The organism is Mesorhizobium sp. ESP6-5 (assembly GCF_020164695.1).
In the GTDB taxonomy this organism is placed as follows: Bacteria; Pseudomonadota; Alphaproteobacteria; order Rhizobiales; family Rhizobiaceae; genus Mesorhizobium; species Mesorhizobium australicum.
The window spans coordinates 22,695-44,681 of record NZ_JAIUGR010000003.1 but is presented as its reverse complement, the minus strand read 5'-3'; the positions used below and the strand labels follow the sequence as shown (position 1 = coordinate 44,681).

Annotated in this window: 17 protein-coding genes and 4 pseudogenes; 12 read left to right on the top strand and 9 right to left on the bottom strand. The window is 63.4% G+C overall.

All coding sequences use genetic code 11. The features are described 5' to 3' along the window. Nucleotides 1–453, bottom strand: coding sequence for a hypothetical protein (locus LB524_RS04885; protein WP_140714361.1), 453 nt, complete (start codon nt 451–453; stop codon nt 1–3). A gap of 158 nt (nt 454–611) precedes the next feature. Here LB524_RS04885 and LB524_RS04880 point away from each other — a divergent pair, with 158 nt between their 5' ends. The 4 genes and pseudogenes from LB524_RS04880 to LB524_RS04865 all read left to right on the top strand — a co-directional run bounded on the left by LB524_RS04880 (nt 612) and on the right by LB524_RS04865 (nt 6,200). Further along, a complete protein-coding gene (locus LB524_RS04880) occupies nt 612–1,991 on the top strand; it encodes an aspartate aminotransferase family protein (protein WP_140615034.1) in 1,380 nt (459 codons plus the stop codon). Between the two features lie 32 nt (nt 1,992–2,023). Then, the gene (locus tag LB524_RS04875; protein WP_224524113.1) at nt 2,024–3,409 is read left to right on the top strand and encodes a glutamine synthetase family protein; all 1,386 of its coding nucleotides are present in this window, start codon (nt 2,024–2,026) and stop codon (nt 3,407–3,409) included. Between the two features lie 84 nt (nt 3,410–3,493). Beyond that, a pseudogene (locus tag LB524_RS04870) lies at nt 3,494–4,728 on the top strand (putative DNA modification/repair radical SAM protein). A gap of 2 nt (nt 4,729–4,730) precedes the next feature. After that, complete coding sequence (locus tag LB524_RS04865; RefSeq protein ID WP_224524112.1) at nt 4,731–6,200, top strand: UdgX family uracil-DNA binding protein; 1,470 nt, start codon at nt 4,731–4,733, stop codon at nt 6,198–6,200. 9 nt (nt 6,201–6,209) lie between these two features. On the opposite strand, the gene LB524_RS04860 is transcribed toward LB524_RS04865, so the two are convergent. The 4 genes from LB524_RS04860 to LB524_RS04845 form a co-directional block, all read right to left on the bottom strand. Beyond that, nucleotides 6,210–7,475, bottom strand: a complete 1,266-nt coding sequence (locus LB524_RS04860) for a glycerate kinase (RefSeq protein WP_224524110.1) — start codon at nt 7,473–7,475, stop codon at nt 6,210–6,212. A 175-nt stretch (nt 7,476–7,650) separates the two neighbouring features. Next, nucleotides 7,651–8,157, bottom strand: coding sequence for a heme-degrading domain-containing protein (locus LB524_RS04855; protein ID WP_224524108.1), 507 nt, complete (start codon nt 8,155–8,157; stop codon nt 7,651–7,653). Nucleotides 8,158–8,233: 76 nt separating this feature from the next. Then, nucleotides 8,234–9,547 (bottom strand): guanine deaminase, encoded by a 1,314-nt coding sequence (guaD, locus tag LB524_RS04850; RefSeq protein WP_224524096.1) that lies wholly within the window; start codon nt 9,545–9,547, stop codon nt 8,234–8,236. A gap of 2 nt (nt 9,548–9,549) precedes the next feature. Then, nucleotides 9,550–10,767, bottom strand: a complete 1,218-nt coding sequence (locus LB524_RS04845) for a urate hydroxylase PuuD (protein WP_224524094.1) — start codon at nt 10,765–10,767, stop codon at nt 9,550–9,552. A 132-nt stretch (nt 10,768–10,899) separates the two neighbouring features. On the opposite strand from LB524_RS04845, the gene LB524_RS04840 reads away from it, so the two are divergent. Beyond that, complete coding sequence (locus LB524_RS04840; RefSeq protein ID WP_140788588.1) at nt 10,900–11,820, top strand: LysR family transcriptional regulator; 921 nt, start codon at nt 10,900–10,902, stop codon at nt 11,818–11,820. A 155-nt stretch (nt 11,821–11,975) separates the two neighbouring features. After that, nucleotides 11,976–12,216 (top strand): annotated as a pseudogene (locus LB524_RS29060) (nitrilotriacetate monooxygenase); the annotation flags it as partial. Between the two features lie 53 nt (nt 12,217–12,269). Here the strand turns inward: LB524_RS29060 and xdhC are convergent. The 4 genes from xdhC to uraH all read right to left on the bottom strand — a co-directional run bounded on the left by xdhC (nt 12,270) and on the right by uraH (nt 17,560). Next, a complete protein-coding gene (gene xdhC / locus LB524_RS04830) occupies nt 12,270–13,274 on the bottom strand; it encodes a xanthine dehydrogenase accessory protein XdhC (RefSeq protein WP_224524092.1) in 1,005 nt (334 codons plus the stop codon). A 63-nt stretch (nt 13,275–13,337) separates the two neighbouring features. Then, nucleotides 13,338–15,701: a xanthine dehydrogenase molybdopterin binding subunit gene (gene xdhB / locus LB524_RS04825; protein WP_224524091.1), complete on the bottom strand. Its 2,364-nt coding sequence runs from the start codon at nt 15,699–15,701 to the stop codon at nt 13,338–13,340. Further along, entirely contained in the window at nt 15,701–17,182 is a 1,482-nt protein-coding gene (gene xdhA, locus LB524_RS04820) for a xanthine dehydrogenase small subunit (RefSeq protein WP_224524089.1), read from the bottom strand. Before xdhA ends, xdhB begins: the two co-directional genes overlap by 1 nt. Before the next feature lie 3 nt (nt 17,183–17,185). Then, nucleotides 17,186–17,560 carry a hydroxyisourate hydrolase gene (gene uraH, locus LB524_RS04815; protein ID WP_224524087.1) on the bottom strand — a complete coding sequence of 125 codons (375 nt, stop codon included), beginning with the start codon at nt 17,558–17,560 and terminating at the stop codon, nt 17,186–17,188. A gap of 204 nt (nt 17,561–17,764) precedes the next feature. Between uraH and puuE the strand changes: the two genes are divergently transcribed. The 6 genes and pseudogenes from puuE (at nt 17,765) to LB524_RS04785 (ending at nt 21,934) form a co-directional block, all read left to right on the top strand. After that, nucleotides 17,765–19,183 (top strand): allantoinase PuuE, encoded by a 1,419-nt coding sequence (gene puuE, locus LB524_RS04810; RefSeq protein WP_224524085.1) that lies wholly within the window; start codon nt 17,765–17,767, stop codon nt 19,181–19,183. 10 nt (nt 19,184–19,193) lie between these two features. Next, nucleotides 19,194–20,057, top strand: a complete 864-nt coding sequence (locus LB524_RS04805) for a bifunctional allantoicase/(S)-ureidoglycine aminohydrolase (protein ID WP_224524082.1) — start codon at nt 19,194–19,196, stop codon at nt 20,055–20,057. After that, on the top strand, nt 20,054–20,557 hold the full coding sequence (locus LB524_RS04800) for an ureidoglycolate lyase (protein ID WP_224524079.1): 504 nt from the start codon (nt 20,054–20,056) through the stop codon (nt 20,555–20,557). Before LB524_RS04805 ends, LB524_RS04800 begins: the two co-directional genes overlap by 4 nt. Continuing rightward, nucleotides 20,557–21,149: pseudogene (locus LB524_RS04795) on the top strand (nucleoside deaminase). Before LB524_RS04800 ends, LB524_RS04795 begins: the two are co-directional and overlap by 1 nt. Before the next feature lie 84 nt (nt 21,150–21,233). After that, a pseudogene (locus LB524_RS04790) lies at nt 21,234–21,512 on the top strand (type II toxin-antitoxin system MqsR family toxin); the annotation flags it as partial. Further along, the gene (locus tag LB524_RS04785; protein WP_224524076.1) at nt 21,509–21,934 is read left to right on the top strand and encodes a type II toxin-antitoxin system MqsA family antitoxin; all 426 of its coding nucleotides are present in this window, start codon (nt 21,509–21,511) and stop codon (nt 21,932–21,934) included. The pseudogene LB524_RS04790 and the gene LB524_RS04785, both read left to right, overlap by 4 nt. Nucleotides 21,935–21,987: the final 53 nt, after the last annotated feature.

Sequence of the window (21,987 nt, the reverse complement as noted above, 5' to 3'; positions counted from 1 at the left end):
TCACTCGGCCCCGCAGGAGACCTTGCCGGTCAGATCGACGGGCTTGCCGTCGCTTTCCTTGTCGGCCGTGCTGTCATAGACAGCGAGCTTGTAATGCCCGTCATAGACGCCCTCGTCGCTGGCCCTGGTCAGGATCGTTAATTCGACCGAACTGTAGATCTTGGCGACCTGCTGCTCGTGGTAGATGTTTAGCCGCAGTTCCTTGTCGTCGAGCCAATACTGGGTGAGGTTCGCATCCTCTAACACCGTCTTGCGCAATGGATCACCCGTGGGCCTTGCCTTGATTTCGAGGTCGCCGCGGAAATTGAAAGTCGGGCCGCCCATGCCCGTGGTGACGCCGGCATCAACCTGGAATTTGACCTGTGAATCATCGACGGTGCACCAGATACCGCCGGTCGCGAACGCCGTACCGGCCGACAGGAAGAGCATGGTCACGCAGATGATCGTCCGCATTCTTTCCCCCGCTTGTCGTTGCCGACAGCATTGGCGCCGACTTCGCAAGCGGGGTCAAGCGCCCGCCGCAGGCGACTGAGCCAATGCAGAACGGACGCACGGCCAATTGCCGTTGCGGAGGTGGATTGGGTAAGTAGGAATGAGCCAGAGGGATTTTCATGCACGGCAGCGATAGTTCAAAGACCATCGGCGGGATCAGCCGCGACCGCATCGCGCAATTGCGCGAGACGGAAGGGGCAGCCTTTCGCGAGGCGCGGCCGAGATCACAAACCAAGGTCGGCAACGGCCTGCCCGGCTTCTTCGGCGGCGTGCCGATGCACTGGATGAACGATTGGCCGACACCGTTTCCGATCCTGGTCGACAGCGCCCGAGGCGCCACGATCACCGACATGGATGGCAACAAGCTCGACGATTTCTGCCTCGGCGACACCGGTTCGATGTTTGGCCACTCGCCTCCACCGGTGGCGCGCGCCATTCGCCGCCAGGCCGGGCGCGGCCTGACCTATATGCTGCCTTCCGAGGATGCGCTGGCCATCGGGCCGCTGCTGCAGCAGCGCTTCGGCCTCCCGTTCTGGCAGATCGCGACCACGGCGACCGACGCCAATCGCTTTGCGCTGCGCGTCGCCCGCGCCGTCACCTCCAGGGAGAAGATCCTGGTCTTCAACGGCTGCTATCACGGCTCGGTGGACGAGACGATGGTGCGGCTGATCGACGGCAAGCCCGTCAACCGGCCGGGACTGGCGGGCGAATTCCGCGACCTGACCCGCACGGCCAACGTCATCGAGTTCAACGACGTTGCCGCACTGGAAGCCGCGCTCAAGGACAGGGACGTTGCCTGCGTCATCGCCGAGCCGGTGCTGACCAATTCCTGCATGGTCCTTGCCGACCCTGGCTACCATGATGCGCTGCGAAAATTGACGCGTGAAGCCGGCACCCTGCTCTTGATCGACGAGACGCATACGATCTCGACCGGTCCTGGTGGTTACACCAGTAAATATGGGCTGGAGCCCGACTTGTTCGTGCTGGGCAAGCCGATTGCCGGCGGCGTTCCGGCGAGCGTCTGGGGCATGAGCGAGGAGGTCGCCTCGCGCTATGCCGACTATAACAGGACGAAAGAGCCGGGATATTCCGGCATGGGCACGACGCTGTCGGCCAACCCGCTGCAGTTCGCCGCCATGCGCGCCACGCTCGAGGAGGTGATGACGCAGGAGAATTATGACCGCATGGATCATCTGGCGCGGCGGCTCGATGCCGGGCTGACCGGCGTGATCGATCGTTACAATCTGCCCTGGCATGTCTCCCGCGTCGGGGCACGCGTCGAGTTCATCTGCGCGCCCGGCCCGCTGCGCAATGGTGCCGAGGCGGAAGTTGCGCATGCGCCGGAACTGGAGGCTGCCCTCCATGTCGCGTTGGTCAATCGCGGCGTGCTGATCGCACCGTTCCACAACATGATGCTGATCTCGCCGGCAACGTCAGGCACCCAGGTCAACCGGCTGATCGCCGCGTTCGGCGCGGTTGCGGCAAAGCTTGCGGCGTGAGACAAGCGCCCAAGCCAAATTTGAGTGCGATCATGACCTCACCTTCGGGCTCGACGCCCACCGAGGCGCAAGCCTTCCTCGACGCCCATCCCGAGATCGAGGCCTTCGATATCGTGCTGACCGACGCCAATGGTGTGGGGCGCGGCAAGATCGTGCGCAGGCATGAGCTGAAAAGCATTTTCGAGGGCGGCCGGCATATGCCGATCTCCATTCTCGGCCTCGACATCACCGGCGAGGATGTGCACGAAACCGGGCTGATCTGGGACAGCGGCGACGGCGATCTGAGGGCCTGGCCGATTCCGGGCACGCTGGTGCCGCTTTACGGCACGAAGCCACCGCGCGGCCAACTGCTGATGGCGATGTATCATCTCGACGGCCAGCCAATGTCGTCGGATCCGCGGCTGGCGCTTGCCCGGCAGGTCGGCATATTGGCGGCCAAGGGACTCTATCCCGCCGGTGCCTTCGAGCTCGAGTTTTTTCTGCTGGCCAATGAGCGCGACGCCGACGGCAAGGTGCAGCCGGCGCGCGCGGTGCTCGATGGCCGCGTCTCGGGCAAGACCGAAGTTTATTCAGTCGACCATCTGCACGGCATGGAGCCGTTGTTCTCCGACATCTACGCCGCCGTCAAAGCGCAAGGCATTCCGGCCGAGACGGTGATTTCCGAATATGCGCCCGGCCAGTACGAACTGACGCTGAATTACCGCAAGGACGTGATGCGGGCGGCCGACGATCTGGTCATGCTGAAGCGGCTGGTGCGGGCGCAGGCGCGCCGCCATGGTGTCACCGCCTGCTTCATGGCCAAGCCGATCGAGAAATATGCCGGCTCCGGTATGCATTTCCATGTCTCGCTGCAGGACAAGGACGGCCGAAACGTCTTTGCGGAAACCGCCGGCGAGAGCTGGTCGCTGCCGCTGCTGCGTGGCCTCGGCGGGCTGATCCAGACCATGGCGGAATCAATGCTGGTGTTTGCGCCGCATGCCAATTCCTGGCGGCGCTTCGTCTCGCAATCCTATGCGCCGGTGGCGCCGAGCTGGGGCGTCAACAACCGCTCGGTGGCGTTGCGCGTGCCGGCCGGCGATGCAAAGAACCGGCGCATCGAGCATCGTCCATCAGGCGTCGACGCCAATCCGTATCTGATTGCCGCGACGGTGCTTGCCGGCATCGTCAAGGGCCTCGACGAAGGGCTCGATCCCGGCCCGGAAACGACCGGCAATGGCTATGAAGCGGCCGTCACCCGCACGACGATGCCGGCCGATTGGCGGGCCGCCATCGAAGCGGCCAAGGCGTCCAGCTTCCTGAAGGGCGCGCTCGGCGAGGACCTGCACCGCACCTTTGTGGCGATCAAGCAGTCCGAGTACCTGCGCGTGGCGCGCACGGTGAGCGAGCTGGACTATCATCTCTATCTGCACGAAGTCTGATGCGGGGGACCGGCGGCGATCACTTTTTCGCCGTCACCATCAAATGAGCTGGCGCATTGGCCTTTCGGAACATATCATGAACAAATGAGCGCACTCCCTGTTCGTGAGAAACTGGCAATCCTGTCCGACGCCGCCAAATACGACGCCTCCTGCGCCTCATCGGGCGCGGCGAAGAAGGATTCTTTAAAATCCGGCGGCATCGGCTCCACCGAAGGCATGGGCATCTGCCATTCCTACGCGCCGGATGGCCGCTGCATCTCGCTGCTGAAAATCCTGCTGACCAATTTCTGCATCTACGACTGCAGCTATTGCATCAATCGCTCGTCCTCGAATGTCCGGCGCGCCCGCTTCGGCATCGACGAGGTGGTGAAGCTGACCATGGATTTCTACCGGCGCAATTATATCGAAGGGCTTTTCCTGTCCTCGGGCGTCATCCGTTCGCCTGACGAGACCATGGGCGAGATGGTCGAGGTGGCGCGGCGGCTGCGGCTGGAGGAAAAATTCTCCGGCTACATCCATCTCAAAACCATCCCCGAGAGTTCGGCGGACCTGATCGAGAAGGCCGGGCTCTATGCCGACCGCCTGTCGATCAATGTCGAATTGCCCACCGACGAGGGCGTGAAGAAGCTGGCGCCGGAAAAGAGGCCGGAGACAATCCGGCTTTCCATGGCCAATTTGCGCCGGAAGATGGAGGAAAAGCCGAGCCGACGTTGCGGACCAAAAAACGCGAACGCTTCGCCCCGGGTGGCCAGTCGACGCAGATGATCATTGGCGCGGACAACACCTCCGACGACGGCATCCTGCACGCCAGCGCCCGGCTGTATGGCAGCTACCATTTGCGGCGCGTCTATTACTCGGCCTTCAGTCCGATCCCCGATTCCTCGTCATCGCTCCCGCTCCGGAAGCCGCCGCTGATGCGCGAACACCGGCTCTACCAGGCCGACTGGCTGATGCGCTTCTACGGATTTTCGCAGCCTGAAATCCTGGCCGGCAGCAGCGATGGCATGCTCGATCTCGCCATCGATCCGAAACTTGCCTGGGCGCTGCGCAACCGGGGACGCTTCCCCGTCGACGTCAACCGCGCCGACCGCGAAGCGCTGCTGCGCGTGCCTGGCCTGGGAACCAAGGTTGTCGCGAAAATCCTCGAAACCCGCCGCTACCGGCGACTGCGGCTCGAGGATGTCGGCCGGCTCTGCCATTCGATCGCCAAGCTCAGGCCCTTCATCATCGCCGAAGGCTGGTCGCCAGGCGCGCTCACAGACAAGGCCGGACTGCGCGGCAAGATCGTGCAATCCTGCGAACAACTGGCGCTGTTTTGACGATGCCGCCAGCCGAGCTCGACCTCACCCGCCACACCGTTTGGCTTGAAAGCCAGACCGATTTCGCCGGCTGGCGCGACGCGGCTCGGCGGCTGGCGTTGAATGAGGTCAGCCCCGGGGACATCAGCTGGCATGTCGTAGCCGGTCTCGACCGGCCGCCAAGCGAATTGCCTGACGTGCCGCAGGGCGCTGAGCTCATTGTGCCACGCGATTTCATCGGCCACGCCGAGACCGCCTTCTGCCATTCCGATCCCGGACGTTTCGCCTTTCTCTACAGGCTGCTGTGGCGGCTGCGCACCGAGCCCAAATTGCTGGCGATCGCATCGGATCCCGACACCAAACGGCTTGAAACCATGGAAAAGGCGGTGCGGCGCGACAGCCACAAGATGCACGCCTTCGTCCGCTTCCGGAAGATCGGTGACGGCGAGGATGAACACTATGTCGCCTGGTTCGAACCCGACCATTTCATCGTCGAGCGCAATGCGGATTTCTTCATCAGGCGTTTTACCGGCATGCGCTGGACGATCCTGACGCCTTACGCGTCCGCCGATTGGGATGGCGAGAGGCTGGCGATCGGGCCGGGCGCGGCCAAGGGCGATGCGCCAGACAAGGACGACACCGAGACGCTGTGGAGGACTTATTTCGAGCACATCTTCAATCCGGCACGCCTCAAGGTGAAGGCCATGCAAAAGGAGATGCCGAAGAAATATTGGCGGAACCTTCCCGAGGCCTCGCTCATTCCTGACTTGATCGCAGGAGCGGACGAGGCCGCTAGGGATATGATTGCGAAGATGCCGACAACGCCCGCGCCGCACCACGCCAAGGTGCAGTCGAGGCACTGGCCTAAGCATGAGCCTACCGAAGCGCCTGATGACCGCGACGCGCACACGGTTTCCGAATTGCGCGAGGCCGCCAAGGGATGCCGCCGCTGTCCGCTTTGGCGCGATGCGACGCAGACCGTATTCGGCGAGGGGCCTGACAACGCCAAGGTGATTTTCGTCGGCGAACAGCCGGGCGACCAGGAAGACCTCGCCGGCCAGCCGTTCGTCGGCCCGGCGGGCAAGGTTTTCGATGCCATATTGGACGATGCCGGGGTCGACCGGCTGAAGGTCTACGTCACCAACGCGGTCAAGCACTTCAAATTCGAACCGCGCGGAAAACGCCGCATCCACTCCAAGCCGAATGTCGGCGAGGTTCAAGCCTGCCGCTGGTGGCTAGACCACGAGTTTGACCTGATCAAGCCGAATCTCGCCGTGGCGCTCGGCGCCACGGCGGCGCTATCCCTGCTTGGCAAGGCGGTCCCGGTGACCAAGATGCGGGGCCAGGTGATCGAACGCGAGGATGGCTTGCGTGTCTTCCTCACCATCCATCCGTCTTTCATCCTGCGCATTCGGGATCACGCCGACAAAGAAGCCGAACGCGAGCGGTTTTTGCAGGATATGAGGCAGGTGAAGAAGCTGATGGCAGCTTGATCTGCCGGTTTAGCGAACGAGAATTGCCCTGAGATCATTCACGTTCGTGCCGGTCGGGCCGGGCACGAAGAGATCGCCAACGGCATTGAAGGCCGTCCAGGCATTGTTTCCGGCCAGCATCGCCTTGGCATCCACACCCGCCGCGCGCATGCGCGAAACGGTCGAGCCGTCGGCGAAGGCGCCGGCATTGTCTTCCGAGCCGTCGATGCCGTCAGTGTCGGCCGCCAGGGCGTGAATGCCTTCGATGCCATTGATGCCAATGGCGAACGCAAGCAGGAATTCCGAATTGCGGCCACCCTTGCCTTTGGCCCGCAGCGTGACGGTGGTCTCCCCGCCCGAGAGGATCAGAACCGGCTTTTGGAAGGGCCGGTTGCGCGTTGCCACTTCGCGGGCGATTGCCGCGTGGACGCCGCCGACCTCGCGTGCTTCGCCTTCGATGGCATCGGAGAGGATGACGGCTTCGATGCCTTGCCGCCTCGCTTCCACCGCTGCCGCTTCCAGCGACACGCCGGCCGATGCGATCAGATGCACCTCGTTGCGCGCAAAGCGCTGATCGCCGGGATCTGGTGCGTCGGCCGCCGGCGACTGGAGATGCGCCATCACCGCATCCGGTAGTTTCATGCCATAGGCTGATATCGAAGCCAGGGCATTCTCACGGCTGCCGACATCGGGAACGGTTGGGCCGGACGCGACAAGGGCCGGATTGTCGCCGGGGATGTCGGAAACCACCAGCGACACCACCTTGGCCGGCCAGGCCGCGGCAGCCAGCCGGCCGCCTTTGATGGTGGAGAGGTGTTTGCGGATGGTATTCATCGCCGCGATCGGCGCGCCGGAGGCAAGCAGCGCCTCGTTGACGGCGATCTCGTCGGCCAGCGTCAGGCCGGCGGCCGGAGACGGCAGCAGCGCCGAACCGCCGCCGGAAATCAGCGCCACGACCAGATCGTCCGCTGTCAGCCCTTGCACCTTCTCCAGCAGGCGCCGCGAGGCCTCGAGCCCGGCGGCGTCCGGCACCGGGTGCGCGGCCTCGATAATCTCGATGCGCTCGCATTTGGCGCCATAGCCGTAGCGGGTAACGACCAGGCCTTCGATCGTCCCATCCCAGACCTTCTCGAAGGCCGCCGCCATCTGCGCCGAGCCCTTGCCGGCACCGATGACGATGGTGCGGCCCTTCGGCTTTGCCGGCAAATGATCGCGAATGGTCTTTTCCGGATCGGCGGCCGCGACGGCGGCGTCGAAGATGGAGATGAGGAAGGATTTGGGATCGAGCACGGTCATCCTTGGCTGCCATCGGCGATTTGCGAATAGCCGCAAGGCTGGCTCCGCCCCTCATCCGCCTGCCGGCACCTTCTCCCCGTATAGTGACGGGGAGAAGGGAAGCGCTCCAGCGTTGGTACGCCCCTCTCCCCGTCTCTATACGGGGAGAGGGTGAGGGTGAGGGGCAGCGCTGACGTCACGATTTTTCTTCCGGCGGCAGAGCAAGCTTGCCTGCATCGATGGCCAGGTAATCGCACAGCGCATCGACCACCACGCCATGATCCTGGCGCTCAGGCAGGCCAGAGACCGCGATCACGCCGATAACACCGACGCCCTTGACCGCAACCGGAAAGCCGCCGCCGGCCAACACATAGTCAGCAATATCGAGCCCCTCGCCGATCTTGAAGGTGCGGTCGGGGCGCTGCTGCTCCAGCACCAGCCGGTAAGTGCTTCTGAGATAGCGCTTCACGACATTGATTTTGCGCCGCGCCCAGTCGGGATTGGAAGCATTCGAACCAGGCATCGCCGCATAGAACAGGGGCCGGTCCCACAGCCTGATATCGACTATAATCGGCAGGTTCTCTGCTGTTGCACGACGACGGATGGCCGAACCGATCTCGAAGGCGACAGCCTCGTCGAAGGCCGCGAAGACAAGCGTCTCTTCCTGTCTCTTGATCAGAGCGATGTCGTCAGCAACGGCCATGTCGTTCCCCTGTCAACTTCGCCGCACGCTTTGACCGATGGCTGCCGCCGGGTCAAGCGGGGAACACGCCGCAGTGCTAAATTGCGATGTCGCTCTTGGCAGGCCGCCCCGCGACATAGACCTCGCGCACCGCGCGGTCGTCTCCCAGCGTCTGCAGCAGGAACAGTTCCTGCGCCAGCGTCTCGACCGTTTCCATCCTGACCCGCATCGCCGGCGTCGCCCTGGCATCGAGCACGACGATGTCTGCGTCGGTGCCATCCTCCAGCGTGCCGATCCTGTCCACTACCGACAGCGCCTCGGCGTTGCCGCGCGTGATCTGCCAGAAGGACTGGAACGGGTTGAGCTTCTCGCCATTGAGCGCGATCACCTTGTAGCCCTCGTCCATGGTACGCAGCATCGAATAGTTGGTGCCGCCGCCGACATCGGTGGCGGTCGCGATGCGCAATGGCTTGTCACGGCGGCGAAAGCGCTGATAGTCGAACAGGCCGGAGCCGAGGAACAGATTCGAAGTCGGGCAGAATACCGCCACCGAACCGCTGTCCGACAGCGCGTCCGCCTCACGCTCCGACAAATGAATGCAATGACCGAACAGGCTCTTTTTGCCAAGCAGCCCGTAATGTTCGTAAACATCGGTGTAGTCGCGCGACCAGGGGTAGAGCTGTTGCGTGAAGGCAATCTCGGCGTGGTTTTCCGACAGATGCGTCTGCATGTGCAGGTCGGGATGTTCGCGGCACAGCGCGCCGGCCATCTCCATCTGCTCCGGTGAGGAGGTGATGGCGAAGCGTGGCGTGATGGCATAAAGCTGGCGGCCCTTGCCGTGCCACTCGGCGATCAGCGCCTTGGTGTCGTCATAGCCGGATTGCGGTGTGTCGAGCACGCCTTCGGGCGCGTTGCGGTCCATCATCACCTTGCCGGCGATGTTGAGCATGTCGCGCGCGTGCGACTCGGCGAAGAAGGCTTCCGCCGACGCCCTATGCACCGAACAGTAAGCGGCGACCGTCGTCGTGCCATGGCGCACCGTCTCATCAAGGAACAGGCGCGCGATGCGGCGGCCATGCTGCGCGTTGGCGAATTTTGTTTCCTCTGGAAAGGTGTAGGTGTTCAGCCAGTCGAGCAGTTCGGCGCCATAGGAAGCGATGATCTGCATCTGCGGGAAATGCACATGGGCATCGATGAAGCCCGGCAGCAACAGATGCGGCCGGTGATCGATTTTTTTTGTCCCCTCGCCCGCCTGTTTCTCGACATCGGCGTAGGCGCCCGATGCAACGATCCTGCCGCCGCTTATCAGCAGGCCACCATCTTCCTCGTAGCGCCAGGCGGAGTGGTCGTCGATGGCTTGCGGCCAGCGCACGAAGGACAGCGTGCGGCCGCGCAGAAGTGTCGAGGTCATGCTTATTTCCCCGCGCCTTCGAACCAGGCGACCAGCAGCGCCCGCTCCTTGTCGGTGATCTCTGTGACATTGGCGGGCGGCATGGCGTGGCTGCGGCCTGCCTGCAGGTAGATCTCGCGGGCATGATCGGCAATGCCTGCGTCCGTATCCAGCATCACCCCCTTGGGCGCGTGGTAGATACCCTCGTAGACCGGCTCCGCGGCATGGCACATCGAGCAGCGGCCGAGCACGGTGTCGCGCACCGCCGGGAAATGCGCCGAGGCGATATAGACTTGCGCCGAGGCGGAGGCCTTGGGTTCACCGGTCAGCACCTTCGGCACGGTCGACAGCCAGATGATGATGAGGAACAGGACAAGGGCGCCCAGCCAGGTCCAGTGCGGGTTGCCGGCACGTTTGTGCACGCTGTTGAAATAGTGGCGGATCAAGACACCGATGATGAACACCAGCGAGGCGATGACCCAGTTGAACTGCGTCCCGAATGCCAGCGGATAGTGGTTCGACAGCATCAGGAACAGCACGGGCAGCGTCAGATAGTTGTTGTGGAGCGAACGCTGCTTGGCGATCTTGCCGTACTTCGGGTCGGGCTTTCGGCCGGCGATGAGGTCGGCGACGACGATCTTCTGGTTCGGAATGATGATCATGAAGACATTGGCCGACATGATCGTCGCGGTGATGGCGCCAAGATGCAGGAAGGCGGCGCGGCCGGTGAACAGATGCGTCAGTCCCCAGGCGATGAACACCAGCACGCAATAGAGCACCAGCATCAGGCCGGTGTCGCTTTTGCCGAGCGGCGAGCGGCACAGGACATCATAGACCACCCAGCCGACGCCGATCGTTGCCATCGACAGCAGGATGCCTATTGGCACCGACATCGGCAGCACATTGGGATCGATCAGGAACAGGTCCGCTCCGGCGTAATAGACCACGCACAGCATGGCGAAACCGGACAGCCAGGTGGCGTAGGATTCCCACTTGAACCAGGTCAGATGCTCGGGCATCTCGGCCGGCGCCACCAGATATTTCTGGATGTGGTAGAAGCCACCGCCATGCACCTGCCATTCCTCGCCGAAGGCGCCGACGGGCATGCCTGGTCGCTGGCGCAGGCCCAGATCGAGCGCGACGAAATAGAAGGACGAGCCGATCCAGGCGATGCCGGTGACGACGTGCAGCCAGCGCACGGCGAAGCTCAGCCAGTCCCAGAAAATCGCGAAATCCATCATTGAAGTCGTCCCTGCCGATGACGCGACTTTAAGGTGTGGCGCGTAAACGGAAAGAGGCGAGGTGTGCGATGACTTTCAAAAAAAATTGGAAAATACTAGGTTGATCCCTGCAAACCGGCGAAGGTGCTCCGCATGGCCTATCTCGACAACATCGCCGTCTTCGTCCGCGTCGTCGAGCTCGGCAATCTGTCGGCGGCCGGGCGCGACATGCGCATTTCGCCGGCGGTCGCCTCGAACCGTATCAAGGAACTGGAGAAGCATCTCGGCGTCCGGCTGTTCAACCGCACGACACGGCAGTTGATGCCGACCGAGCACGGCACCGTGTTCTACTCGGGCGCGAAGCAGGTTCTGGAGGCGATTACCGAAGCGGAGGCGGCCGTCTCGGCACTGTCCGGCCAGCCGCGCGGCACCATCAAGGTGACGGCGCCGCTTGGGCTCGGCCGACGGCTGGTAGCCTCGGGCATTCCCGATTTTCACGACAAATACCCTGATATCGAGGTGCGGCTCAGGCTCTCGGACCACAATGTCGACATCATGAAAGAGGGCATCGATGTCGCCTTCCGGCTCGGCATCATCGAGGACTCCAGCCTTCGGATGCGCGGCATCATGGAATGCGAACGTGTGCTGGTCGCCGCACCCAAATATCTTGAGGCACGCGGCGAGCCCATGGATCCGCAGGAATTGATTGGCAGGAAACATGACTGCCTGATGCTGCGCTATTCCGGCGCACGCGAATACGTCTGGACCTTGCAAACGCCGGCCGGCCAGCAAAAATTCGAAGTGCACGGGCCCTACGACACCGATGACGGCGACGTGCTGACCGGTTGGGCTCTGTCGGGACGCGGTATCATCAACAAGCCGCGCTTCGAGGTCGAGCCGTTCATCCGCGACCGGCGGCTGAAGGTCATTCTCGCCAGCACCCCGCCTACGCCGGTGCAGTTCGCTGCCGTATATCCGCACAAGAAGCTGCAGGATCCCAAGGTGCGCCTGCTGCTCGACTTCATGGCGGAGCGCTGCCAGCGGCTGATCAAGGACATCCTGGCTGGGCGATAGAACAGGCCGGCAAGTGACCGCCGGCTGGTCCATTCGCCGGGCTTGTCTTGCTGCAGGACGAGCTTAGTTTCGTCCTGCGCGGTTTTGACCGGGCAATCCGCACCTTGGTCGAGGTACGAGCAAAGCCGATGGGTCATCGTTGCCGATTCCGGGGCGCCTCGACCCTCGCGCATCAGCCTATAATCTGGCGCGTCGCTTCGCGTCCCCTCAACGTCATCAGCCACGGCCGTGCCGGCTGGAACGCATCGCTGACCCAACCCGCGCGAGGCCACCAACGTCAGCAGGCCCGAAGGATTTTCGGACACGGCTTTTCGACGCTGCGCGGAGGAATTCACAGGCATCGTGCAGGGCCTGTGGCAGGACGCGGATGCTCTACTGTTCGACAAGAGCGGCGGTCACGCTGCCTGAACATCTCGGCTTGAAACGGCCGGCTTAGCCGCGGCGCAAGTCTAACTCGCCATCACCCTGTCATGGGGACGGTCGGAACTTGAGGCCGCCCCGTGCACGACTAGAGCCGCCATGATCTCGGCGGCCGCCAGTGCGGCGATCACCTGCGGGCGCTTGTCCTTGACGGCGTCGCCACCGATCGGCGAGACGAGGCGGGCAAATTCAGCCTCCGCGCCGTCCGCCGATTTCAGGAACCAGTTTCTGAATGTCGCCTTCTTGGTCTTCGAACCGATCATCCCGACATAGGCCGCATCGCCGCGTCTCAGCGCCTCTGCGGCGATCAGGAAATCGAGCGCGTGGTCATGGGTTAGGATGGCGAAGGCGGTGCCGGCCGGGGCGGCGCGAACCTCGGCTTCCGGCATCGGCGTCAGCCGCGTCTCGACGGTTTCCGGCATGCCTTCCAGCGCCTCGGCCCGCGTCTCGATGACGACACCGTGCACGGGAAGAAGCGCTACCGTAGACGCGAGCGCCTGGCCGACATGGCCGCCGCCGAAGATGTAGACGTGCGGCAGATGGGCTTCCTCGGCTTCCGCCGCCGCAACCAGTTCGGCGGCCAGCGCTGCATCGACCAGCCGGATCAGCACCTCGACCCGCCCGCCACAACACTGGCCGATCTCCGGCCCAAGCGGCACATCGAGCGTGGCGCAGATTTCGTCGACTTCGATGCGGGTTCCCCTCCCCCTCGAGGGGAGGGTGGCGGCGAAGCCGCCGGGTGGGGTCGTTGCGGCAGTGCTCGACCCCCTTGCGGTGCCTCCTGCGAGGACCCCCTCTGGCCGCTTCGCGGCCATCTCCCCCTCGAGGGGGGAGATGAGCATCTGCCTGGCTCTGTCGATCGCCATGTATTCGAGCTGACCACCGCCGATCGTGCCAAAGATCGCCGCCGACGAAACAAGCATGAAGGCGCCCTTCTCACGCGGCGTCGAGCCCTTGGTACCGGCCACTTCGACCAGGGCAAGTCGCGCGGCGCTGCCGAGAAAGGTTTTCAGGCTTTGAACGTTCGAGTTCATGGTTCACGGTTCCCGAATGCAAAATATAGGCTTTTTCGGCTGGGATTGCACGTTTGCCGGCCTTCAGGCGCCAGCCTTGACCTCTTTCTTCAACCGCTCGATCGCCATCAGCACGCGTTCGGGGGTCGCCGGCGCGTCGAGGCGCGGGCAGATCTTGTGGTCGGCGACGCTGGCCACGGCATCCGACAGCGCATGCAGCACTGCCATGCCATGCGGCAGCGGTGGCTCGCCGACCGCCTTGGAGCGATGGATGGTCGGCTCATAGGCCTGCGACCAGTCGGTCAGCGCGACGTTGAAGATTTTCGGCCGGTCCGAGGCCAGCGGGATCTTGTAAGTCGAGGGCGCATGGGTGCGCAGCCGGCCCTTGTCGTCCCACCACAGTTCCTCGGTGGTCAGCCAGCCCATGCCCTGGATGAAGCCGCCCTCGACCTGGCCGAGGTCGATGGCCCGGTTCAGCGAACGGCCACAGTCGTGCAGGATATCGGCGCGCTCGACGACATACTCGCCGGTCAGCGTGTCGACCGACACTTCGGCGCAGGCCGCGCCATAGGCATAGTAGTAGAAGGCGTGGCCCTGGCCCTTGCCGCGGTCCCAGTGAATCTTCGGCGTCTTGTAGAAGCCGGCGGCCGAGAGCTGCACACGCGCGATGTAGGCCTGCTTGACCAAATCGTTGAAGCTGACTTCCTGGTTGCCGACGCGCACCCGGTTGGGCAGGAACACCACCTGGTCGACAGGTATCTGATATCTCTCGGCGGCGAAGTCGGTCAGCCGCTGGCGGATCTGGCGCGCCGCGTTCTGCGCCGCCATGCCGTTCAGGTCGGCGCCCGAGGACGCCGCCGTCGGCGCGGTGTTGGGCACCTTGGCGGTGGTGGTGGCGGTGATCTTCACGCGGTCGAGGTCGATCTGGAACTCCTCGGCCACGACTTGCGCGACCTTGAGGTGCAGGCCCTGCCCCATTTCGGTGCCGCCGTGGTTCATGTGCACCGAACCATCGGCATAGACATGGACCAGCGCCCCGGCCTGGTTGGACTCGGTCTTGGTGAAGGAGATGCCAAACTTGACCGGTGTCAGCGCCAGGCCGCGCTTGACGAAGCGGCTGTTGGCGTTGAACGCGGAAATCTCGCGGCGGCGGCGCGCATAGCTGGCGCTCTCTTCCAGTTCCGCCACGATGCGCTGGATGATGCAGTCCTCGACCTTCTGGTGATAGGGCGTGACGCAGCGCGCGCCGATCGCCTCCATCGGGTCGTAGAAATTAAGCTTGCGGATTTCGAGCGAATCCTTGCCGACGGCGAAGGCGACCTCGTCGATGACCCGCTCGGCGCCGATCATGCCTTGCGGGCCGCCGAAGCCGCGGAAGGCGGTGTTGGAGACGGTGTTGGTGTAGAGCGGCGCCGACTTGGCCAACACCGCGGGATAGAAATACGCGTTGTCGCAGTGGAACAGCGCGCGGTCGCCGACCGGGCCGGACAGGTCGGCGGAAAAGCCGCAGCGCAAGGCATAGGTGAAGTCGACGCCGAGGATGTTGCCCTCGTCGTCGAAGCCGACTTCATAGTCGATGGCGAAATCGTGCCGCTTGCCGGTGGCGGTCATGTCCTCGTCGCGGTCGAGCCGGACCTTGACCGCCCGCTTCAGCTTCTTGGCGGCGATGGCGGCGATCGCGGCGCACTGGTTGGCCTGCGTTTCCTTGCCGCCGAAGCCGCCGCCCATGCGGCGCACCTCCACCGTCACCGCGTTGCTCGGCACGCCGAGCGTGTGGGCGACCAGATGCTGCGTCTCGCTCGGCCCTTGCGTCGAACAGTAGACGGTCACCTCGTCGTCCTCGCCGGGGATGGCGAGCGACACCTGGCCTTCGAGGTAGAAATGGTCCTGGCCGCCAAGCCACATGCGGTTCTTGATGCGGCGGGGGGCGACCTCGATTGCGGCGGCCGCATCGCCACGCCTCAGGATCAGCGGCGTCGTGACCTGCTTGTCCTTGGTCGGATCGAGGTCCCATATGTCGATGACGGCGGGAAGCTCGTCATACTCGATCCCAGCCAGGCGCACGGCGCGACGCGCCGCCTCGCGCGTCTCGGCAATGACCGCGAAGATCGGCTGGCCGAAGAACTGCACCTTGCCTTCCGCCAGCACCGGATCGTCATGCATGTTGCTGGGCGAGACATCGTTCTCGCCCGGCACGTCGGCATAGGTCAGCACGTCGACGACGCCAGGGGCCGCGCGCACCGCCGAGAGATCGACGCTTTTCAGGACGCCATGCGCCACCTTGGACAGGCCAAGACCGACATGCAGCGTGCCGGCCGGCTCCGGCATGTCGTCGATATAGACCGCGCCGCCGCTGACATGCTTGTGGGCGGAATCGTGCCGCTGGTCGGTGGCGACGCCGCCGACTATCTTCTCGGCCTTGAGGTTTGATGGTGCGTGCTTGTTCATCAGGCCGCCTCGCTGCGTGATACCTGGAACGGCGCCTTGGTGCCGGTGGTTTCCACGTAAAAGCGCAACAGAAGGTTCTTCGCCGCCAAAGCTCGGTATTCGGCGGTTGCGCGCATATCGGTCAGCGGGGTGAAATCGCTGGCATAGCAGGCCATAGCCGCTTCCACCGTCACTTCGGTCCAGGCCTTGCCGAGCAGCGCCTTTTCGACAGAGGACGCCCGCTTCGGCGTTGCCGCCATGCCGCCATAGGCGATGCGGATATCGGCTACCGTGCCGTCCTTGGCCAAGGCCAGATAAAAGGCGCCAAGGGTCGCGCTGATGTCCTCGTCGCGGCGTTTGGTGACCTTGTAGACGGCGAACTTTGTCCCCTTTGCCGGCACCGGCACATGCACGGCCTCGACGAACTCGCCTGGCTGGCGGTCCTGCTTGCCATAGGCGATGAAGAAATCCTGCAACGGGATCGTGCGCCGTGTCTTGCCCCGGCGCAATGTCAGCCGTGCACCGAGCGCGATGAACGGTGGCGGCGTGTCGCCGATCGGCGAGCCGTTGGCGACGTTGCCGCCGATCGTGCCCATGTTGCGAACCTGTTCGCCGCCGATGCGGTCGAACAACGGCCCCAATGCCGGGATGCGTTTCGACAGCGTCGAAAAGGCTTCGGTGTAGGTGACGCCGGCGCCAATCGATATGACACCATTGTCTTCCGTGATGGTGCAAAGCCCCGGCAGATTGCCGATGAAGATCGCCGGCGAGATGTCGCGCATCTGCTTGGTCACCCACAAGCCAACGTCGGTCGAACCGGCTACCACGGTGGCGGTCGGCTCTTTTTCGAAAACAGCCGCGAAATCGTCGGCATCGGCCGGCACAACCAGCCGCGTCCCGCCGGCGCCGATCTCGACCCTGGCGCCATCGTGCAACGCCTGCAGCCGTGTGGTGACGTCCCGGCGCTCCGCCGCCAAGGGGTCCTTCGCCACCTTGCCGTAGCTCGATATGGCGTGCGCGGCGCGCATGATCGCCTCATAGCCGGTGCAGCGGCAGAGATTGCCTTGCAAGGCTTTTTCGATGGCGGCGTCCGAAGGATCCGGTGACTTCATCCACAAGCCGTAGAGCGACATGACGAAACCCGGCGTGCAGAAGCCGCATTGCGAGCCATGGAAATCGACCATAGCCTGCTGGACCGGATGCAACTGGCCAGCTTCGCCGCGCAGGTGCTCGACCGTCACGACATGGGTGCCGTCGAGCGAGCCCAGAAAGCGAATGCAGGCATTGACGCTTTCATAGACCAGTCCGGTGGCCGAAAGTCTGCCGATCAGCACCGTGCAGGCGCCGCAATCGCCCTCGGCGCAGCCTTCCTTGGTGCCGCGCAGCGAACGGTCGAGCCGCAGCCAGTCGAGCAGGGTCGCGTCAGGCGCCACAGATGACAGCGCGACATCCCTGCCATTCAGAATGAAGCGGATTTCGCTGCGGATATTGACCTTGGCCATGCCTCAGCTCCCCCTGTAGGTGGAATAGCCGTATGGCGAGATCAGCAATGGTACATGATAGTGCAGCGCCTGCGCCATGCCGAAGCGGATCGGCACGCTGTCGAGGAAGGCCGGCTCGGGCAGCTTCGTTCCTTGGCCGCGCAGATAGTCGCCGGCCGCGAACACCAGTTCGTATTCGCCGATGCGGAAGTCGGCACCGGCCAGCAGCGGCGCATCGCAGCGGCCGTCGGCATTGGTGACGACCGTCTTCAGAAGCGTGCGGGCCAAACCCTCGAGACGGTAGAGCGCGATGGACAATCCAGCCGCCGGCCTGCCGGTCGCGGTATCCAGGACATGGGTCGTCAGACGCCCGCCATCGGCTTTCGCTGTCTCTGCCATTGGCCGCCTCCCATTTTCCAATACGAACAAATTGGCCGGTACAATCAAGCACTACTGATGAATTGTGCGCCAATTAAAGGCGATGCATAAGTCCCGGTCGAGCGGAGTGCGACAAAAACACTTTCAAAAATTTTGAGGGGAATGCGAGAAGCACCCTTTCGATATCCTGATCATACTTCCGGTGATGCCGGGCGCGGAGGGACGATGCGTTACACCAGGGACATGCGTGGCTACGGAGCCAATCCGCCGGATCCGAAATGGCCTGGCGGCGCGCATGTCGCCGTGCAGTTCGTCGTCAACTACGAAGAGGGCGGCGAGAACTGCGTGCTCCACGGCGACCAAGCTTCTGAGGCCTTCCTGTCCGAGATCGTCGGCGCGGCGCCCTGGGTGGGCCAGCGCCACTGGAACATGGAATCGATCTACGAGTATGGGGCGCGGGCCGGCTTCTGGCGGCTGCTGCGCCTGTTCAGCGAAGAGCAAGTGCCTGTCACCTGCTATGGCGTCGCCACGGCGCTCGCGCGCTCGCCCGACCAGGTCACGGCGATGCAGGAAGCCGGCTGGGAAATCGCCTCGCACGGGTTGAGATGGATCGACTACCGCGACCACGACGCCGAGGACGAGCGCCGCGACCTCGAAGCGGCGATCAAGCTGCACTACGAGGTGACCGGCCAGCGCCCGACCGGCTGGTATACGGGCCGCACATCGATCAACACGGTGCGGCTGGTGGCAGAGGAAGGCGGCTTCGACTACGTCTCGGACACCTATGACGACGAACTGCCCTACTGGTTCGAGCATGAGGACGGCACGCAGCTCATCATCCCCTATACGCTCGACGCCAACGACATGCGCTTTGCCACACCGCAAGGCTTCAACTCGGGCGACCAGTTCTTTGCGTATTTGAAGGACAGTTTCGATACGCTCTATGCCGAGGGCAAGGCCGGCCGGCCGCGCATGATGAACATCGGCCTGCATTGCCGTCTGGTCGGACGGCCAGGCCGGGTGGCGGCGCTGAAGCGCTTCGTCGATTATGTCAAATCGCACGACAAGGTCTGGCTGGCGCGGCGTATCGACATCGCCAAGCACTGGCAGGAAAACCACCCCTATCAGCCGGCCGCGCTACGCCCCTCGAAGATGGAATTCGAGACGTTCGTTCACAGCTTCGGCGGCGTTTTCGAACATTCGCCCTGGATCGCCGAGCGGGCCTACGAGCTGGAGCTCGGCCCGGCGCACGACACGGCGGGCGGCCTCCACAATGCGCTTTGCCGCATCTTCCGTTCCGCCAGCGAGACCGAACGGCTCGGCGTGCTCAACGCCCATCCCGATCTCGCCGGCAAGCTGGCCAAGGCCAGGCGACTGACGGCGGAATCGACCAGGGAACAGGCTTCCGCCGGTCTCGACGCGCTGACAGACAAGGAACGCGAACTGTTCTCCAAGCTCAACGCCGCCTACGTCACCACCTTCGGCTTTCCCTTCATCATCGCGGTGAAAGGCAAGACAAAGGAGGAAATCCTCGCCGAATTCGAAGCCCGCATCGGCAACGGCCGTGGCGTCGAATTCGAAACCGCCTGCAAACAGGTCGAGCGCATCGCGCTGCTGCGCCTCAAGGACATGCTTCCACAATAGGTTTGAACCCATGGATACGATCAGGATGCCCGAGCGAACCTATTATGCCCCAAAGGGCGGCCATTCCGGCCAGAGCGAACTTCTGACCGGCCGCGCCGTCTTTACCGAGGCCTATGCGGTCATCCCCAAGGGCGTGATGCAGGACATCGTCACCAGCGCCCTGCCGTTCTGGGACAAGACGCGTGTCTGGATCCTGTCGCGGCCGCTGTCCGGCTTCGCCGAGACGTTTTCGCAATACATCGTCGAGGTCGCGCCAGGCGGCGGCAGCGAGCGGCCGGAGCCCGATGCCGGCGCCGAAGGCGCCCTGTTCGTGGTCGAGGGCGAACTGGCGGTTCTGCTCGACGGCATGAAACATGTGTTGCGCCCCGGCGGTTTTGCCTTCCTGCCGCCGGCCAGCGGCTGGACAGTCCGCAACGAAGGCAAGGCGGCTGTCCGCTTCCACTGGATACGCAAGGCTTATGAGGCGGTCGACGGCCTCGAGATTCCGCAAGCCTTCTTCACCAACGAACAGGAGATCGCGCCGACGCCGATGCCCGGCACCGAGGGCCGCTGGGCAACGACGCGGTTCGTCGACCCCGCCGATCTGCGCCACGACATGCACATGACGATCGTCACGCTCGAGCCGGGCGCGGTCATTCCGTTCGCCGAGACGCATGTCATGGAACACGGGCTCTATGTGCTCGAAGGCAAGGCTGTCTATCGGCTCAACCAGGACTGGGTCGAGGTCGAGGCGGGCGACTATATGTGGCTGCGCGCCTTCTGCCCGCAGGCCTGCTATGCCGGCGGCCCCGGCAAATTCCGCTATCTGCTCTACAAGGACGTCAACCGGCACGCCAAGCTCGGCGGGGCCGGCATCGCGAAGCGGACGTCATGAGCCGCATTGTCGCGCGGCCGCTGACCCGTGAGGCCTTTGCCGAATTCGGCGATGTCATCGACATGGGCGGCGACAACCACTATCCGATCAATGGCGGCAAGGCAGAGCGCTACCATGACCTCGCCACCGCGCAAGCCACGGGGCCGAATGCGCGCGTGCTGATCTCGATGGTGCGCGGCACGCCCTATGACATGCCGCTGAAGCTGACCATGGTGGAGCGCCACCCCTTGGGCAGCCAGGCTTTCATACCGCTGTCGCCGCGTCCGTTCCTGGTCGTCGTCTGCCCTGACGGCAAGGACGGGCCTGGCGAGCCGCATGCCTTCGTCACCGCACCGGGGCAAGGCATCAACTACTTCCGCAATCTCTGGCACGGCGTTCTGACGCCGCTCGGAGAGCCTCAGGACTTTTTGATCGTCGACCGTGGCGGCGACGGCTCCAACCTCGAGGAATTCCATTTCTCGCACCCCTACGAAATCCACCTCCCCGACGAGAGCTTGTGATGACCGACATCTCGCTGGTCGACCGCCTGCTCGACGTCATCGAGCAAGACATCGTGCCGAAGACGGCAGAAGGCGTCGCCCACGGCAACAAGCTGTTCGGCGCGGCGATCCTGCGCAAGGACGACCATTCGCTGGTGCTGGCCGAGACCAACAACGAGATGGAAAATCCGCTCTGGCATGGCGAGGTGCATTGCCTGAAGCGCTTTTACGAGATGCCCAGGGCCGAGCGCGTCGACACCAAGGACGCCATCTTTCTCGCCACACACGAGCCCTGCTCGCTCTGCCTGTCGGCGATCACCTGGGCCGGCTTTGACAATTTCTACTATTTGTTCAGCCACGAGGATTCGCGTGACAGTTTTGCCATCCCGCATGATCTCAAAATTCTGAAAGAGGTCTTCACCCTCGACCCCGGCGGCTACAATGCCGAGAACGCCTATTGGAAAAGTTTTTCGATCCGCAGGTTGGTGAGGGCGCTGGCCGGGGCCGAACGCCAGCGGCTGGAGGAGCGGATCGGGAAAATCTCGGCGCGCTACGACGATTGTCGGGCGACTACCAGGCGAGCAAGGCTGAGAACGACATTCCGCTGAACTGAGCTTCCGTCTCAACAATCGCCGCTTGTGTTACCCCCTTTATGGGGGCATACTGGATTATGGATAAACGCTGACCCACTTACGATCTTGATGCAATCAAGACGACATTTGGGTCTGTCGACACGCTGGCGATCACAACGTCCGCACTGCGGGATGCTGTTGGGCTGGGCTTCGATCGCGCCGGTTTGATCGAGGTGATCGACAGCATGACGCGGAAGATGTTTGTAAAGTCGATGACGACTTTCGCGGATCATCGAGTGTGGCAGGATGTCTATCACGTGCCAGCGCGTGACATGCTTCTCTATGTGAAATTCCAGGCGGATGTCGTGACCGAATTCACGATCATGTCATTCAAGGAGAAATGACCATGGCGACAAGGGAGAGCAGTGAAACGAATAGGATGGTCTCCCCCGAAACCGGAGAAACGTTGATGCGCGGAGTCCGTCCATTCACCGTGACCTATAAGGGCGAGAGCATGATCGTCGACCTGCCCGGCTACTATCCGCCATCGGATGGCGAGGGTGTGCATGTCGGCGACGATATGGCCGCCGTTGATGCCGCGCTGCGCGCGCTCAAAGAGAAGATCGACGGCGTGCCGGCCCCGTCAACCATCCGCCGCATGCGCACGAAGCTCAAGCTGTCGCAGCGCGAGGCCGGATCCTTGTTCAAGGTCGGCGAGAACGCCTTCGACAAGTATGAAAGAGGCTTGATCGAACCGAGTGGCCCGACCATTCAATTGATGACATTGCTGGAGAAACATCCCGAACTGCTCGACGAATTGCGGTAGCGGCACAGGTCGCATATTTCGCTGCTCCAGTCGCGAATGGCGATTGAAAGTTC

What these genes read in the sequence shown, in the direction of transcription:
- LB524_RS04885 (WP_140714361.1), bottom strand. Translation starts at nt 453, where the DNA reads ATGCGGACGATCATCTGCGTGACCATGCTCTTCCTGTCGGCCGGTACG.
- LB524_RS04880 (WP_140615034.1), top strand. Translation starts at nt 612, where the DNA reads ATGCACGGCAGCGATAGTTCAAAGACCATCGGCGGGATCAGCCGCGAC.
- LB524_RS04875 (WP_224524113.1), top strand. Translation starts at nt 2,024, where the DNA reads ATGACCTCACCTTCGGGCTCGACGCCCACCGAGGCGCAAGCCTTCCTC.
- LB524_RS04865 (WP_224524112.1), top strand. Translation starts at nt 4,731, where the DNA reads ATGCCGCCAGCCGAGCTCGACCTCACCCGCCACACCGTTTGGCTTGAA.
- LB524_RS04860 (WP_224524110.1), bottom strand. Translation starts at nt 7,475, where the DNA reads ATGACCGTGCTCGATCCCAAATCCTTCCTCATCTCCATCTTCGACGCC.
- LB524_RS04855 (WP_224524108.1), bottom strand. Translation starts at nt 8,157, where the DNA reads ATGGCCGTTGCTGACGACATCGCTCTGATCAAGAGACAGGAAGAGACG.
- guaD (WP_224524096.1), bottom strand. Translation starts at nt 9,547, where the DNA reads ATGACCTCGACACTTCTGCGCGGCCGCACGCTGTCCTTCGTGCGCTGG.
- LB524_RS04845 (WP_224524094.1), bottom strand. Translation starts at nt 10,767, where the DNA reads ATGATGGATTTCGCGATTTTCTGGGACTGGCTGAGCTTCGCCGTGCGC.
- LB524_RS04840 (WP_140788588.1), top strand. Translation starts at nt 10,900, where the DNA reads ATGGCCTATCTCGACAACATCGCCGTCTTCGTCCGCGTCGTCGAGCTC.
- xdhC (WP_224524092.1), bottom strand. Translation starts at nt 13,274, where the DNA reads ATGAACTCGAACGTTCAAAGCCTGAAAACCTTTCTCGGCAGCGCCGCG.
- xdhB (WP_224524091.1), bottom strand. Translation starts at nt 15,701, where the DNA reads ATGAACAAGCACGCACCATCAAACCTCAAGGCCGAGAAGATAGTCGGC.
- xdhA (WP_224524089.1), bottom strand. Translation starts at nt 17,182, where the DNA reads ATGGCCAAGGTCAATATCCGCAGCGAAATCCGCTTCATTCTGAATGGC.
- uraH (WP_224524087.1), bottom strand. Translation starts at nt 17,560, where the DNA reads ATGGCAGAGACAGCGAAAGCCGATGGCGGGCGTCTGACGACCCATGTC.
- puuE (WP_224524085.1), top strand. Translation starts at nt 17,765, where the DNA reads ATGCGTTACACCAGGGACATGCGTGGCTACGGAGCCAATCCGCCGGAT.
- LB524_RS04805 (WP_224524082.1), top strand. Translation starts at nt 19,194, where the DNA reads ATGGATACGATCAGGATGCCCGAGCGAACCTATTATGCCCCAAAGGGC.
- LB524_RS04800 (WP_224524079.1), top strand. Translation starts at nt 20,054, where the DNA reads ATGAGCCGCATTGTCGCGCGGCCGCTGACCCGTGAGGCCTTTGCCGAA.
- LB524_RS04785 (WP_224524076.1), top strand. Translation starts at nt 21,509, where the DNA reads ATGACCATGGCGACAAGGGAGAGCAGTGAAACGAATAGGATGGTCTCC.